The sequence below is a fragment of the Sodalis sp. RH14 genome (genome assembly GCF_047324285.1).
In the GTDB taxonomy this organism is placed as follows: Bacteria; Pseudomonadota; Gammaproteobacteria; order Enterobacterales; family Enterobacteriaceae; genus Acerihabitans.
In genome coordinates, this window is the sequence record NZ_CP178739.1 from 3124313 (window position 1) to 3140499 (window position 16187).

Consider the following 16187-nt stretch of genomic DNA (forward strand, 5'->3'; position numbering starts at 1 on the left):
AAACAGTCATGGCCGAAAGATGTCGTCATCCTTCACCACCCTATCATTACAATTACCGTGCCAAGAGCGCTGATAATTTAATTTATTGATTTAAAATAACTTTTAAAATTGACGGCGCCGATGCGTCAGTTATAGTGAATATTATTACCAATTATTGGCGAAATTAACCATGACCGAGACCCATGATAATCTGCTGGGGCAATCCAATAATTTCCTCGAGGTGCTGGAGCAGGTGTCCCGCTTGGCGCGCCTGACCAAGCCGGTGCTGGTGATAGGCGAACGGGGCACCGGCAAAGAGCTGATTGCCCGGCGGCTGCACTACCTGTCGCCGCGCTGGCAAGGCCCGTTTATCTCCCTGAACTGCGCCGCGCTCAATGAAAACCTGCTGGATTCGGAATTATTCGGCCATGAAGCCGGGGCGTTTACCGGCGCGCAAAAACGTCACCAGGGGCGTTTTGAACGCGCCGACGGCGGTACCCTGTTTCTTGATGAACTGGCCACCGCGCCCATGATGGTGCAGGAAAAATTGCTGCGGGTGATTGAATACGGCGAGCTGGAACGCGTCGGCGGCAGCCGGCCGCTGCAGGTGGATGTGCGGCTGGTCTGCGCCACCAACGCCGACCTGCCCCGCCTGGCGAAAACGGGCGGCTTTCGCGCCGATCTGCTGGACAGGCTGGCGTTCGACGTGGTGGCGCTGCCCCCGCTGCGCGAACGGCCGCAGGATATCATGGTGATGGCCGAGCATTTCGCCATCCAGATGTGCCGGGAAATAGGGCTGCCCCTGTTCCCCGGCTTTACCGCCCGTGCGCGCCGCACCCTGCTGGATTATGGCTGGCCGGGCAATGTGCGCGAACTGAAAAACGTCGTCGAGCGATCTATTTACCGCCATGACACCACCGAACGGCCGCTGGACGCCATCCTGCTGGATCCGTTTGCGTCGGTAACGCCGCCGGCGGAGACGGCCGTCCCGGCGGCGGACGAACCGGCGTCCCTGCCGCTGGATTTGAAGCGCACCCTGGATCAGCAGGAGCGACTATGGGTGGAGCGCGCCCTGGCGCAAGCCCGTTATAACCAGCGCCAGGCGGCGGACCTGCTGGCGCTGACCTATCACCAGCTGCGCGGCATGATGAAAAAACACAGTATCAGGGTGGGCGGCGGGGAGTAACGATCAGGCAAAAAAAAAGCCAGCACCCAAGCTGGCTAAAATAATACTGGAAGCAATGTGAGCAATGTCGTGCTGACAACCGGCAAACGAGGCCTGTCGGTTGACAGCAAAACGATGATAATAGTTATCACTATCGTCTGTAAAGCATTTTGTTGATAATTATTCTCATTACCATACTATTATTGGGGTTCTTTTCGCCGCCTTGGCGCTTTTTAACCCGTTGCGTCAGCTATATTCGCGCCATGAATTGGGTGTCAAGGCAGAGTAAGGTAAACTGGGATCATTGCCCCATGAGATGTAAGTCGTATATGCGAATTAAATGGTTTTCCTGGCAGGCGTGTTTTGTGCCGGCATGGCGGCGCGCGTGGCGCCGGCATAGGGTGTCCCTGCGGTTGCTGCCGTGGGCGCTCTTATTGACGCTGGGCGGCCAGTTCGCCGCGGCGGCGCCGCCGGATATACGTCAGAGCGGTTTTGTTTATTGCGTCAACGGACTGCTGAACACCTTTAATCCCCAGATGGCCAGCAGCGGATTAACGGTGGATACCCTTTCCGCCCAGCTCTACGATCGCCTGCTGGCCGTGGACCCCTACACCTACCGGCTGATACCGGAGCTGGCGCAAAGCTGGGAAGTGCTGGATAACGGCGCCACCTATCGCTTCCACCTGCGCAAAAACGTGCCCTTCCAGCATACCGCCTGGTTTACCCCGACCCGCGTGCTGAACGCCGACGACGTGGTATTCAGCTTTGCGCGCATGTTCGACCAGCGCCATCCTTATCATGACATCAACGGCGGCGCTTATCCCTACTTCGACAGCCTGCAGTTCCCCGACTCGGTGCACAGCGTGGTGAAGCTGGATAACGATACGGTGGAGTTCCGCCTGAACGCGCCGGACGCCTCGTTCCTGTGGCATATCGCCACCCACTACGCCCCGGTGCTGTCACAGGAGTACGCCGAACAGCTGAGCAAAGCCGGCCGCCAGGAGCAAATCGACCGCCAGCCGGTGGGCACCGGTCCTTTTATGCTGAACGAATACCGGGCGGGCCAGTATATTCGCCTGGTACGCAACGACCATTACTGGAAAGGGCTGCCGCGCATGGCGCAGGTGGTCATCGACCTGGGGGCCGGCGGCATCGGCCGGTTGTCTAAACTGTTAACCGGCGAATGCGACGTGCTGGCGTATCCGGCCGCCAGCCAGCTGACCATCCTGCGCGACGATCCGCGCCTGCGCCTGACGCTGCGCCCGGGGATGAATATCGCCTACCTGGCGTTCAACACCGCCAAACCGCCGCTGGACGATGCGCGGGTGCGCCATGCCATCGCGCTGTCCATCAACAACCAGCGCCTGATGCAATCGATTTATTACGGCACCGCGGAGACCGCGGCCTCGATTTTGCCCCGCGCCTCCTGGGCTTACGACAACGATGCCAAGGTGACTGAATATGACCCGGATAAGGCGCGCGCGATCCTGCGCTCCCTGGGCAAAGAGCGCCTGGAGATGAGTTTATGGGTGCCGACCGCCTCGCAGTCCTATAACCCCAGTCCGCTGAAAACCGCCGAGCTGATCCAGGCCGATTTGGCGCAGGTAGGCATTACGCTTACCATCGTGCCGGTGGAGGGCCGGTTCCAGGAAGCGCGGCTGATGGCCAACAATCATGACCTGACCCTGGCCGGCTGGTCTACCGACAGTAACGATCCGGACAGTTTCTTCCGGCCGCTGCTCAGTTGCGCCGCCATTCGCTCCCAAACCAACTACGCGCACTGGTGCCAGCCGCAGTTTGATAATTTGCTGCGCGCGGCGCTGCTGTCGCAGCAACTGTCGGGACGGATGGACACCTATCGCAACGTGCAGAAAATGCTGGAGCAGGAGCTGCCGGTGCTGCCGCTGGCGTCTTCACTGCGCCTGCAGGCTTATCGCTATGATATCAAGGGACTGGTGCTCAGCCCCTTCGGCAACGCTTCCTTTGCCGGGGTATACCGGGAAGATAACGAGGAAAAGAAACCATGATTATCTTTACCCTGCGCCGGCTGGTGCTGCTGCTGATCACCCTGATCCTGCTGACGCTGGTCGCCTTCAGCCTGAGCTATTTTACCCCGCACGCGCCGCTTGGCGGCGCGGCGCTGACCGACGCCTATCTCTATTATTTCAACAGCCTGCTGCACGGGAATTTCGGCGTGTCGAGCATTAACGGCCAGCCCATCGGCGAACAGCTGCGCGACGTGTTCCCGGCGACGCTTGAGCTGTGCATCCTGGCGTTTATCCTGGCGCTGATGGTGGGTATTCCGCTCGGCATTATCGCCGGCGTAACGCGTAATAAATGGCAGGATGCGGGCATCAGCGTTTTCGCGCTCCTGGGTCTGTCGATGCCGGTGTTCTGGCTGGCCCTGCTGCTGACGCTGTTTTTTGCCCTGCACCTTGGCTGGCTGCCGGTTTCCGGGCGTTACGACCTGCTTTACCAGGTCAGGCCGGTCACCGGTTTCGCCCTGCTCGACGCGTGGCTGTCCGATTCCCCCTACCGCCATGAAATGCTGACCAGCGCCCTGCGGCACATGGTCTTGCCTATCACCGCCCTGGCGGTGGCGCCCACCACCGAGGTCATCCGGCTGATGCGGGTCAGCACCGCCGACGTGTTCGGCAGCAATTATGTCAAAGCGGCGGCGACCCGCGGGCTGACCCTGTTCACCATTATTCGCCGCCACGTCCTGCATAACGCGCTGCCGCCGATTATTCCCAAGCTGGGCCTGCAGTTTTCCACCATGCTGACCCTGGCGATGATAACCGAGGTGGTATTCAGCTGGCCGGGTCTTGGGCGCTGGCTGGTCAACGCCATCCGCCAGCAGGATTACGCCGCCATCTCGGCCGGGGTGATGGTGGTGGGGACGCTGGTTATCTGCGTCAATGTGCTGGCCGACGTGGTAGGCGCGCTGGCGAACCCGCTGCGCCATAAGGAATGGTATGCTCTCAGATAATATTTACCGCGAAAAACGCATGCCCAGCCCGCTGCGCCATATCTGGCGCATATTTTATCATGACGCCCTGTCGATGATCGGCTTCTATGGGTTTCTCGCCCTGCTGTTATTATGCCTGTTTGGTACGGTGGCGGCGCCCTACGCGCTCGATCAGCAGTTTCTCGGCTACCAACTGCTGCCGCCGTCCTGGTCGCGTTATGGCGATGTGTCGTTTTTCCTCGGCACCGATGACCTGGGGCGCGACGTGTTAAGCCGTCTGCTGACCGGCACCGCGCCCACCTTCGGCTCGGCGCTGGTGGTGACCATCGCCGCCTCGGTATTTGGCGTCACGCTCGGCGTGCTGGCGGGCATCACCCGCGGCCTGCGCTCGGCGGTGCTCAATCATGTGCTGGACACCTTGCTGTCGATTCCTTCGCTGCTGCTGGCCATCGTGGTGGTGGCGTTTCTCGGCCCCAGGCTGGAGCATGCGATGCTGGCGGTATGGCTGGCCCTGTTGCCGCGCGTCGTGCGCACGGTCTATGACGCGGTGCATGACGAACTGGACAAGGAGTACGTGCTGGCGGTGCGCATCGACGGCGCGTCGATGATGCATATCCTGCGCTACGCGGTGCTGCCGAATATCGCCAGCGTCCTGGTATCTGAATTTACCCGCTGCCTGTCGATGGCGATACTCGATATCGCCGCGCTGGGATTTCTCGACCTCGGCGCCCAACTGCCCTCCCCGGAATGGGGCGCGATGATGGGCGATACCCTGGAACTGGTCTATGTCGCCCCCTGGACGGTGATGCTGCCGGGCGGCGCCATCATGGCCAGCGTGCTGATCGTCAATATCGTGGGCGACGGTCTGCGCCGCGCCATGATCTCGGGGGTGGAATAATGCCGTTACTGGATATCCGTAATTTAACCATTGAATTCATGACCGCCGAAGGGCCTGTCAAAGCCGTCGACCGGGTGAGTTTTACCCTGACGGAGGGCGAGGTGCGCGGCCTGGTGGGCGAGTCCGGCTCCGGCAAGAGCCTGATTGCCAAAGCCATCTGCGGCGTCACCAAGGATAACTGGCGCGTCACGGCGGACCGGTTCCGTTTTGACGATATCGACCTGTTGCAGTTGACGCCGCGCCAGCGCCGGCGGCTGGTCGGACATAACGTCTCGATGATTTTCCAGGAGCCGCAGTCCTGCCTCGACCCCTCGGAAACCATTGGCCGCCAGCTGAGCCAGGCCGTACCGGGCTGGACCTATAAAGGCACCTGGTGGCGACGGCCCGGCTGGCGCAAACGCCGCGCCATCGAGCTGCTGCACCGGGTCGGCATCAAGGATCACAAGGATATCATGGGCAGCTACCCCTACGAGCTGACGGAGGGGGAATGCCAGAAGGTCATGATCGCCATCGCCCTGGCCAACCAGCCCAGGCTGCTGATTGCCGACGAGCCGACCAACGCCATGGAGCCCACCACCCAGGCGCAGATATTCCGCCTGCTGGCGGGGCTGAACCAGAATAACAACACCACCATCCTGCTGATAAGCCATGATATTCAGATGATGAGCAAATGGGCCAACCGGATCAACGTGCTGTACTGCGGCCAGACGGTGGAAAGCGCCACCTGCGAGGAGCTGATCGCCGCGCCGCATCATCCCTATACCCAGGCGCTGATGCGCGCCATCCCCGATTTCGGCCGCTCCATGCCGCCTAAAAGCCGGCTGAACACCCTGCCCGGCGGCATACCGTCCCTGGAAAACCTGCCCATCGGCTGCCGCCTGGGGCCGCGCTGTCCCTACGCCCAGAAAACCTGTATCCAAATGCCGCCCCTGGTGCCGGTGAAAAACCATTGGTTCGCCTGCCATTTTCCGCTCAACATGGAGGGGCAATAAGCATGGAAACCCTGCTGGAAGCGCGCAACCTGACTAAAACCTTCCGCTATCGCACCGGACTCTTTACCCGCCATCAGGTCGAGGCGGTTAAACCCATCAGCTTTATCCTGCGCGAGGGCCAGACGCTGGCGATTATCGGCGAAAACGGCTCCGGAAAATCGACGCTTGCCAAAATGCTGGCCGGCACGCTGGCGCCCACCGCCGGCGAGCTGTTTATCGACGATCACCCCCTGACCTTCGGCGATTACCGCTACCGCAGCCAACGCATCCGTATGATTTTCCAGGACGCCAGCAACGCCCTCAACCCCCGGCAGCGTATCGGGCAACTGCTTGACGTGCCGCTGCGGCTGAATACCGATCTTCCCGCGTCCGAGCGCGAGCGCGCCATAGACAAAACCCTGCGCCAGGTTGGTCTGCGTCCCGATCACGCGTTTTATTACCCGCATATGCTGGCGCCGGGGCAAAAACAGCGCGTTGGCCTGGCGCGGGCGCTGATCCTGCAGCCTAAGGTTATCGTGGCGGACGAGGCCCTGGCTTCGCTTGATATGTCGATGCGCTCGCAAATCATCAACCTGATGCTGGAACTGCAGGCCAAACACGGCATCGCCTATATTTATGTTACCCAGCATCTGGGTATGATGAAGCATATCAGCGACCAGATTATGGTGATGCAAAACGGCGAGGTGGTGGAACGCGGCAATACCGCCGATGTTTTGGCCGCGCCGCTCCATGACCTGACCAAACGCCTGATAACCAGCCATTTCGGCGAAGCGCTGACCGCCGACGCCTGGCGGCGCGACGGGGTTATCGCCTGATCGCGCACCTGGCCTGCGCACGCCGGGGCGCGTCACGTCACGCAGGCACCGGCGGGGTCTACACCTCCCCCGGCGATATATGGTACACTTCGCCGGTTTATCAACGTCGAAACGCAGCGTCGCCGGCGTCATGCCATACAGACGCGGCGCGCGCATGTAATAATGATCACAAGGATTAATGCTATGGGTTTTCTTACCGGTAAGCGCATTCTGGTCACTGGCGTGGCCAGCACCCGTTCTATCGCATTCGGTATCGCTCAAGCGATGCACCGTGAAGGCGCCGAACTGGCGTTCACTTACCAGAACGACAAACTGAAGTCACGGGTGGAAGGTTTTGCCGCCGAACTCGGCTCCAGCATCGTACTGCCCTGCGACGTGGCCGAAGACGCCAGCATCGAGGCGCTGTTTGCCGAGCTGGCCAACGTATGGCCAAATTTTGACGGTTTTGTGCACGCCATCGCCTTTGCCCCCGGCGACCAGCTGGACGGCGACTATGTCAACGCCGTCACCCGCGAAGGCTTCGCCATTGCCCACGATATCAGTTCCTACAGCTTTGTCGCCATGGCGAAAGCCTGCCGCCCTATGCTGAACCCGAATTCCGCGCTGGTGACCCTCACCTACCTGGGTGCCGAACGCGCCATTCCTAACTATAACGTCATGGGACTGGCCAAGGCATCCCTGGAAGCCAACACCCGCTATATGGCCAATGCCATGGGCCCGCAGGGCATCCGCGTCAATGCCATATCCGCCGGCCCCATCCGCACCCTCGCGGCATCCGGCATTAAAAACTTCAAGAAAATGCTGGCCCACTGCGAATCGGTCACGCCGATCCGCCGCGTGGTCACCATTGAGGACGTGGGCAATACCGCCGCGTTCCTGTGCTCCGATCTCTCCTCAGGCATTACCGGTGAAGTGATCCACGTGGACGGCGGTTTCAGCATCGCCGCCATGGGCGAACTCGACGCCGAATAAAACCAGGCCCATTCTATGGCATGGCATGCCGTAAGGTTTGTGTCGCCTCGTGCGAGGGGTCGCTGGCGGCGTGCTTGTAAGGTTTATGTCGCCCCGGCGAGGGTTTCGCGGGCGGCGTGCTTGTAAGGTTTATGTCGCCCCGGCGAGGGTTTCGCTTGCCATGCGTTGAGCTGTATATGTAACGCCGGGTGCCGGCAAGCGACAAGGCGGCCGTTTCGCGACGGCCTCCTTGACCTCCGCGCGCCCGGCAGGTCGCGCGTCGCTGCGCGATGCCTTCCGTCACCCATGCCCCCGTTATGCACCGGCCCGGTTTGCGCTCCCAGCGCAACCGGGCCTTTCGCCGCTCCCGGCGGCTCATGCCGGGGTCACAGGCAACGTCAGCGCGCTTTATGCCGGGACCTGCGTCGCTGTTGGCAATGCACATTAAGAAGCGATAGCAGCGCTGTTGCTTAGGATCGGATCGGGCGTCAAGATACGGTTAACTATTATGAAAGGCCATTGGCATAGCGAAATATCAGGCCCACAAGTGAGACATAAATATTCACCTCATAGCACTCAGCACCCACCTCTTAGTTCTTAGTTCTTAGTCCTTAGTTCTTAGTTCTTAGTTCTTAGCTATTGGATATTGGCATTTAGCCGTTGGGAATTAATATCCTGCCCATGGCGATTGGGTAAAATCAGAACTGTTTTTTCCCGGTAGGTGCATAACCCATATAACCTCAAAGCGCTATTTTGCCAACAGGCGATGGTGTTGACGTTGTGCCGGCATAGAGTGCGCCGGCAGCGCACATCTCGGCTGGATAAGCCGCCGGGAGCGGCGAAAGCCCGGTTGCGCCGGGAGCGCTACCGGGCGGTCCAATAGCCGGGATACGGCGCTGCCGGGGACCGCGCAGCGGCGCACGATCTGCCGGACGCGGGGAAATCAAAAAGGGTGGCGCGCACCACCCTTTTTGTCGCTTGCCGGCACCCGGCGATATATAGATCAACCGAACGCATGGCAAGCGAAATCCTCACCTGACTACCATAAAGCCCGGCCGCAAGCCGCCAGCGACACCCCCACCACCGTGCCCTAATTGCGTTGCGCCAGCCACTCCCGCGCAAATTCAAACAACGTCCTCGCCAGCGGCGTCGCCCGCCCGGCCTCCGTAATCACAATCGCGCTCTGGCGCTTCATCGCCGGCAGGCTTATCAGGGCCGAACGCAACTCAGGCGTCATCCCCGGCAACAAATGCCCGCGCGGCATCATCCCGCAGCCCAAGCCGGCGAACACCCCCTGCAACAACTGGAAAATCGACGCGCTCTCCAGCCGGATATGCGGACGCAGCCCGCCGGCGCGAAAATGCTCGTCAAGATAACGCCGGAAATAACGACTCGGCTCGGCCAAACACAATGGCAACGCCGCCACCTCCGCAAGGGTCAGGGTATGCCCCGCGGCCAACTGCGGAAAATGCCGTGGATGGAATACCAGCTCAACGCCGCGATCGGCAATGGCGGCCACCTGATAATGCAGCTCGGCCAGCAGCCCCAGTTCAAAAAAACCGATCCCAATATCCACGCTATGATTGGTCAGCGCCTCCAGCAACGGATCGGCGCTCAGCACCGTTACCTGGAACTCCAGCGCGGGATACTTCAGACGCGCATCATACAGCAGCTGCGCCAGCGGAATACCGCACTGCGGCACGATACCGATACGCAACGTCCCCTCCAGCCCCTGCTTAAGAGACTCCACGTCCAGCTTCAGCCCCTGGTAAACCGACACGATTTCCCGCGCCCATGTCAGCACCCGCTCCCCCTCGGCGGTAAAGCCCTGAAAACTGTTGCCGCGGTGGATCAGGGCCACGCCCAATTCACGCTCCAGATTTTTCAGACGGGCGGACAGCGTGGGCTGGCTGACAAAACTGGCCTCGGCGGCGCGGCCGAAATGGCGTTCACGCTCAAGGTTACATAAATAGATAAGCTGTTTAATATCCATAGATTCTGACTGGCGGGGGCGCAGGAAAACAGTATAACATCATCGCGCCCGATGCCATGCCGGAACAGGCCGCGCCGGCGGCCCGCCTCCGGCAATAGCACCGGACGGCCCTCAGGTATTCACGCCCAGCGAGGTCTTGACGTCCTGGGCGATTTTTTCCACCTGCGGCCCATAAATAACCTGGACATCGTTAGCGCTGACGCGCTTCACGCCGCTGGCGCCGGTCAGCATCAGCGTGCGGTCGATCACCAGGCGCATATCCTTCACCCGCACCCGCAGACGGGTAAAACAACAATCGACGTCAGCGATGTTCGGCTGGCCGCCCAAGCCGGTGATAATATTCCCGGCGCGCTCATCGGCGCTCACCGCCTTACGCGCCGGTTCCTCCACTTCCTCGGCCTCGCGTCCCGGCGTTTCCACCCGCATGCGGATGATGACCAGCCGGAAAATATAATAATAAAGAGGAAAGTAGATTACCCCCAGCATCACCGGATACCACCAGTGGGTTTTCGCCCCGCCCAGAATGCCGAAAACCACCAGATCGATGGCGCCGCCCTGCACGTTGCCGATCATCACCTGCAGTATATCCATCAGCATAAACGACAGGCCGCTCAGCGCGGCGTGCAGCAAGTACAGCACCGGCGACACGAAGATAAAGCAAAACTCCAGCGGTTCGGTAATGCCGGTGGTGAACGACGCCAGCATGCCCGCCATCATCAGCGCCTTGACGCGTTTTTTATGTTCGGGACGTGCGCAGTGATACATCGCCAGGGCCGCGCCGGGCAGGCCGAACATCATTACCGGGATCTTGCCCTGCGCCAGGAAACGGGTGGCGTCGCGCACCACCTGATCGCTCAGCAGCCCGGGATGGGTCAGCGCGGTATTAAAGATATTCAGCGCGCCGACGATGGTCTGGTTATCCACCGTCGTCATGCCGCCGATGGGGGTAAAACGTACGGTCTCGTTAAGAATATGATGCAGGCCGGTCGGGATCAGCAGGCGTTCGCCGAAGCCATATAAAAACATACCGTACTGGCCGCTTTTGCCAATCAGCTGGCCGACCCAGGCAATGCCCGCGCCTACGGTGGGCCAGATAAACGACAGGCCGAGCCCCACCAGCGGCAACACCACCACCGTCACGATAGGTACAAACCGTCGGCCGCCGAAAAAACCGATCGCCGTCGGCAATACCTGGGTATAAAAACGATTATGCAGCGCCACGGTGATAAGCCCGGCGATCACCCCGCCCAACACGCTCATGTTATAGGTAAAAATACCCAGCATCGGAATAAATTCGGCGGAATAGACCAACGCCGCATTCTGGGCCATGCCGTGCGCGGTCAAGGCCGGCACCGTTGTGGTGGCGGCGGTCAGGCCCTGCGCCGCCAGGCTGGCGCTGACGCCGACATGCATGGCGATAAACCCGATCACGGCGGCGAACGCCGCGGTGGGTTTTTCCGCCTTGGCAAGGCCAATGGCGCTGGCCACGGCGAAAAACAGCGGCAGATTGGCGAACACGGCGCCCGCCACCTGGCGGATAAACCCGATAACCAGTTGCGGATAATGCAGATTGGCGAACGCCTCGCCGGTAACCGCCGGATTCTGCATCGCCGCCGCCAGCCCGAGGAAAATACCGGCGGCGGCGATAACCGAAATCGGCATCATTAACGCTTTGCCAAATCCGTGGATTTGGCTGGCTAGGTCTTTCATACGGGGTAATCTCGTTGTGTCATCAAGAGGTTAATTATGCGTCAACCTGCGCCGCCGTCAGCCCGCAACGCGGCCCGATGAGCGGAATTTAGAGCGGGATCACAAATAACCACCCCCTGACCGCCCCCGCGATCGCCATAGTTCCGCTCTATGCTGCGATAACCGCATTCGATTAGACGCACCATACCGAACCGCTTAAACTTAACTTCATAAGAGCAAGGCGTTAAAGATTATTTAACATTCAGCCCGTATCATTCACCTGCGAATACCCATAATGAAATTTAAACCTGCGATAAAACCCTATACCGGCGCCGCGGGCGGCTGGGGCTCCCTGGAAGCCACCACCCGTTATGTCTTCGACAGTAAACAAGCCTTTAAAAATATCCGTAACCTGTTGCGGGTCAATAAATCCAAAGGGTTCGACTGTCCCGGCTGCGCCTGGGGCGACGACAATACCAGTACCTTCAGTTTTTGTGAAAACGGCGCCAAGGCGGTCAGTTGGGAAGCCACGCGCAAAGGGCTGGACGCGGCTTTTTTTGCCCAACACAGTGTCAGCGCCCTGTATCGGCAAAGCGATTATTTCCTCGAATACCAGGGCCGGCTGACCCAGCCGCTGCGTTACGATGCCCAGACCGATCGTTACGCGCCGGTAAGCTGGGAAGACGCGTTTGCCCTGATAGCGCAGCATCTGCGCGCACTGGACCATCCCAATCAGCTGGAGCTTTACACCTCCGGGCGCGCCAGTAATGAAGCCTCCTATCTTTACCAGCTGTTCGGCCGCATGTTCGGCACCAACAATTTTCCCGACTGCTCCAATATGTGCCACGAGGCCAGCGGCACCGGCCTGAAACACAGTATCGGCGTCGGCAAGGGCACCATCCACCTCAATGACTTCGAGCAGGCGGACGCCATTTTTGTCTTTGGCCAGAATCCGGGCACCAACCATCCGCGCATGCTGCACAGCCTGCGCCACGCCGCCGACCGCGGCGCCAGTATCGTCACGTTCAATACCCTGCGCGAACGCGGCCTGGAACGCTTTGCCGACCCGCAAAACCCGTTGGAACTGCTGACGCCCAAATCAGGACGCATCAGCTCGCGCTATTTCCAGCCCAACCTGGGCGGTGATATGGCGGCGGTGCGCGGCATGGTCAAGGCATTGCTGGAAACCCATCGCCGGCGCCTGGCGGACAACCAGCCGGGGCTGTTTGCCGCTGACTTTATCCAGGCGCATACCCAGGGTGTAGAAGCCTACCTGGCGGCGGTGGACGCCACCACGTGGGAGCACATTACCCGCCAGTCCGGCCTGAGTGAACAGCAGTTGCGGGAAGCGGCGGACATCTACCGCCGGGCCGAACGTGTGATCTGCACCTGGGCGATGGGCGTGACCCAGCATAAACATTCGGTGGCCACCGTACGGGAAATCGTCAACCTGCAGCTGTTGTTCGGCCAGTTGGGCAAGCCGGGCGCCGGCCTGTGCCCGGTACGCGGCCACAGCAATGTGCAGGGCAACCGCACCATGGGCATTGATGAAAAGCCCTCCGCCGCCATGCTCGACAGCCTGGCGGCGCATTTTGACTTCACGCCGCCGCGCGCGCCCGGCCACAGCACCGTCGAGGCGCTGGAAGCCATGCTGCGCGGCGAAATTAGGGTGCTGATTGCGCTCGGCGGCAACCTGGCGGCGGCGGCGCCCGATACCGCGCGCACCGAGCAGGCGATCCGGCGCTGCGCCCTGACGGTGCATATCGCCACCAAACTCAACCGCAGCCATCTGATTACCGGCGCCGACGCGCTGATCCTGCCGACCCTGGGCCGTACCGAACGGGATATGCAGGCCACCGGCAGCCAGTACGTCACGGTGGAAGATTCCTTTAGCATGGTGCATGCCTCGGAAGGGGTAAACCCGCCGATCTCCGGGCTGCAGCGCTCGGAAACCGCCATTGTCGCCGGCATCGCCCACGCGGTGCTCGGCGGCGAAAAACTCGACTGGCCGCGGCTGGCGGGCGATTATAATCTGATCCGCGATCATATCGAGGCCACCCTGCCCGGGTTTGCCGATTTTAACCGCCGCTGCGAACAACCGGGGGGCTTTTACCTGGGCAACGCCGCCGCCGAACTGCGTTTCAACACTCCCGACGGCAAGGCGCATTTCAGCGCCGCCGCACTGCCGGACACGCTGTTCCCGCACATCGGCGCACGGACGGCGCCTTTTACCTTACAGACCCTGCGTTCGCACGACCAGTACAACACCACCATTTACGGTATGGACGATCGTTATCGCGGCGTTTACGGCCAGCGGGACGTGGTGTTTGTCAATCCGGAGGATCTGGCGACGCTGGGACTGGCCGACGGCGACCGGGTGGATATCGAAACGCTATGGCACGACGGCGTCGACCGTAAAGTCTGCGGATTCAAGGCGATAAGCTACGATATCCCGCGCGGCAACCTCGCCGCCTATTATCCCGAAACCAATCCGCTGGTGCCGCTGTCGAGTTTTGGCGACGGCACCCATACCCCGACCTCCAAATCGGTGCCGGTGCGTTTGGTACGCAGCCCGGTGGCCGCCGACGCGCGCATTATTTAATCCCGTTTTCGCCGCTCAACCCGCCCGCCGTCCGCGCGGGCGGCTTTTTTCATCGGCAAGCGGGTGGTTATACTTGCCGCCGCCGGCCGATTCGCGTAAAACTGTCTGCCGTTATTGAAGCCTTTTTACCTTCTTATTTCTGGACATTATGTTTCAAGATAACCCGCTGCTCGCACAGCTAAAACAGCAACTTCACTCTCAGACGCCGCGTGTCGAAGGCGTGGTCAAAGGCACTGAGAAAGGGTTTGGCTTCCTTGAAGTCGATGCTCAAAAAAGCTATTTCATTCCGCCGCCGTTCATGAAAAAAGTCATGCACGGCGATCGGATCACCGCCACTGTGCGCTCTGAAAAAGACCGGGAAATTGTCGAGCCGGAAGAACTGGTGGAGCCGTTCCTGTCGCGCTTTGTCGGCCGCGTCCAGCTCAAGGACGACCGCCTGTCCATCGTGCCGAACCATCCGCTGATCCGTGAAGTCATCCCCTGCCGACCGGTGCGCGGCGTGGAGCATGCGTTCCAGACCGGCGATTGGGCGGTGGCGGAAATGCGCCGCCACCCGCTTAAGGGCGACCGGCAATTTTATGCCGAGATCACCCAACTGGTGACCGTCGGCGACGACCATTTCGCCCCCTGGTGGGTCACCCTCGCCCGGCATAACCTGGAGCGCGAGGCGCCGCCGATGCCCGCAGGGCTGGTGCTGGACGACGACAACCTGCCGCGCGAAGATTTAACCGCGCTGGATTTTATCACCATCGACAGCGCCAGCACCGAAGATATGGATGACGCGCTGTACGTCGAGGCGGGCGAAGGCGACGCGCTGGTGATGACTATCGCCATCGCCGATCCGACGGCCTATGTCAAGGCCGATAGCAAGCTTGACCTGATTGCCCGGGAACGCGCGTTCACCAATTATCTGCCGGGATTCAATATCCCGATGCTGCCGCGCGATCTGTCCGATAATGTCTGTTCGCTGCGTCCCAACGAACGCCGTCCCGTGCTGGCCTGCCGCGTGGTCATTAACGGCGATGGCTCGCTTGGCGACGAACCGCGCTTTTTTGCCGCCTGGATCGAATCCAAGGGCAAGCTGGCCTATGACGATGTCTCCGACTGGCTGGAAGCGGAAGGCAACAGCGCATGGCAGCCCGGCAATCCGGCCATCGCCGGACAGCTCCGGTTGCTGCAGCGCGCCTGTCTGGCCCGCGCCGCCTGGCGCCAGGCCCATGCGCTGGTCTTCAAGGATCGTCCCGATTATCGTTTTATCCTTGATGGTAAAGGCGACGTATTGTCCATACAGATTGAACCGCGGCGCATCGCCAACCGCATGGTCGAGGAAGCGATGATCGCGGCCAACGTCTGCGCCGCGCGCGTGCTGCGCGACGGCCTGGGTTATGGCGTGTACAACGTGCATAACGGCTTTGACGAGACCCTGGTGGAGCAGGCGGTGGCGATCCTCGCCGCCAATGATGTCGAGGCCGACGCCGCCACCCTGCTGACGCTGCCGGGCTTTTGCGCCCTGCGCCGCCGGCTGGACGCCATGCCGACCTCCTACCTTGACAGCCGCGTGCGCCGTTTCCAGACCTACGCGGAAATCAGCACCGAACCCGGCCCGCATTTCGGCCTGGGGCTGGACGCCTATGCCACCTGGACATCGCCTATCCGTAAATACGGCGATATGATCAACCACCGCCTGCTAAAGGCGTTGATAAGCCAGGGCAGCGCCGTGCGGCCGTCGGAAGAGATTACCGTGCAGATGTCCGAACGCCGCCGCCTAAACCGCATGGCGGAACGTGATGTGGGCGACTGGCTCTATGCCCGTTACCTGGCGGGTAAAGCCGGCAGCGATACCCGCTACAGCGCTGAAATCATCGATGTCTCGCGCGGCGGCATGCGCGTGCGGCTTATTGAGAACGGCGCGGTGGCGTTTATCCCGGCGCCCTTTATCCACAGCGTGCGCGATGAACTGGTGTGCAGCCAGGAAACCGGCACCGTGCAGGTGAAGGGCGAGGAGCGCTACCGCCAGGGAGACACCATTGAGGTGACCGTGGCGGAAGTGCGCCAGGAAACCCGTTCGGTGATAGCCCGCCCGGTTTGATGGCGTAATAATTCAGGGAGGCTTACGCCTCCCCGGTTGGTTTGAT

General features: G+C 60.8%; 11 protein-coding genes. 9 read left to right on the forward strand and 2 right to left on the reverse strand.

Annotated features, from left to right (window positions below):
- Positions 1 to 169: 169 nt before the first annotated feature.
- The 7 genes from pspF to fabI all read left to right on the forward strand — a co-directional run bounded on the left by pspF (position 170) and on the right by fabI (position 7789).
- Positions 170 to 1165 carry a phage shock protein operon transcriptional activator gene (pspF, locus tag ACL2XQ_RS14225; protein WP_413739356.1) on the forward strand — a complete coding sequence of 332 codons (996 nt, stop codon included), beginning with the start codon at positions 170 to 172 and terminating at the stop codon, positions 1163 to 1165.
- Positions 1166 to 1551: 386 nt separating this feature from the next.
- Positions 1552 to 3171 (forward strand): ABC transporter substrate-binding protein SapA, encoded by a 1620-nt coding sequence (gene sapA, locus ACL2XQ_RS14230; RefSeq protein ID WP_410016552.1) that lies wholly within the window; start codon positions 1552 to 1554, stop codon positions 3169 to 3171.
- Positions 3168 to 4133: a putrescine export ABC transporter permease SapB gene (gene sapB, locus ACL2XQ_RS14235; protein ID WP_410015187.1), complete on the forward strand. Its 966-nt coding sequence runs from the start codon at positions 3168 to 3170 to the stop codon at positions 4131 to 4133. The genes sapA and sapB overlap by 4 nt, the downstream gene beginning before the upstream one ends.
- Positions 4120 to 5010 carry a putrescine export ABC transporter permease SapC gene (gene sapC, locus ACL2XQ_RS14240; protein ID WP_410015188.1) on the forward strand — a complete coding sequence of 297 codons (891 nt, stop codon included), beginning with the start codon at positions 4120 to 4122 and terminating at the stop codon, positions 5008 to 5010. Before sapB ends, sapC begins: the two co-directional genes overlap by 14 nt.
- Positions 5010 to 6002, forward strand: a complete 993-nt coding sequence (gene sapD / locus ACL2XQ_RS14245; RefSeq protein WP_410015189.1) for a putrescine export ABC transporter ATP-binding protein SapD — start codon at positions 5010 to 5012, stop codon at positions 6000 to 6002. Before sapC ends, sapD begins: the two co-directional genes overlap by 1 nt.
- Before the next feature lie 2 nt (positions 6003 to 6004).
- On the forward strand, positions 6005 to 6817 hold the full coding sequence (gene sapF / locus ACL2XQ_RS14250; protein ID WP_410015190.1) for a putrescine export ABC transporter ATP-binding protein SapF: 813 nt from the start codon (positions 6005 to 6007) through the stop codon (positions 6815 to 6817).
- 183 nt (positions 6818 to 7000) lie between these two features.
- Positions 7001 to 7789, forward strand: a complete 789-nt coding sequence (fabI, locus tag ACL2XQ_RS14255) for an enoyl-ACP reductase FabI (protein WP_410015191.1) — start codon at positions 7001 to 7003, stop codon at positions 7787 to 7789.
- Positions 7790 to 8858: 1069 nt separating this feature from the next.
- On the opposite strand, the gene ACL2XQ_RS14260 is transcribed toward fabI, so the two are convergent.
- Complete coding sequence (locus tag ACL2XQ_RS14260; protein ID WP_413739357.1) at positions 8859 to 9761, reverse strand: LysR family transcriptional regulator; 903 nt, start codon at positions 9759 to 9761, stop codon at positions 8859 to 8861.
- Positions 9762 to 9872: 111 nt separating this feature from the next.
- Entirely contained in the window at positions 9873 to 11471 is a 1599-nt protein-coding gene (locus ACL2XQ_RS14265) for a PTS transporter subunit EIIC (protein WP_410015193.1), read from the reverse strand.
- 274 nt (positions 11472 to 11745) lie between these two features.
- Between ACL2XQ_RS14265 and ACL2XQ_RS14270 the strand changes: the two genes are divergently transcribed.
- Entirely contained in the window at positions 11746 to 14052 is a 2307-nt protein-coding gene (locus ACL2XQ_RS14270; protein ID WP_413739358.1) for an FdhF/YdeP family oxidoreductase, read from the forward strand.
- Positions 14053 to 14200: 148 nt separating this feature from the next.
- On the forward strand, positions 14201 to 16141 hold the full coding sequence (locus ACL2XQ_RS14275; RefSeq protein WP_413739359.1) for an exoribonuclease II: 1941 nt from the start codon (positions 14201 to 14203) through the stop codon (positions 16139 to 16141).
- The last annotated feature ends 46 nt before the right edge of the window (positions 16142 to 16187 follow it).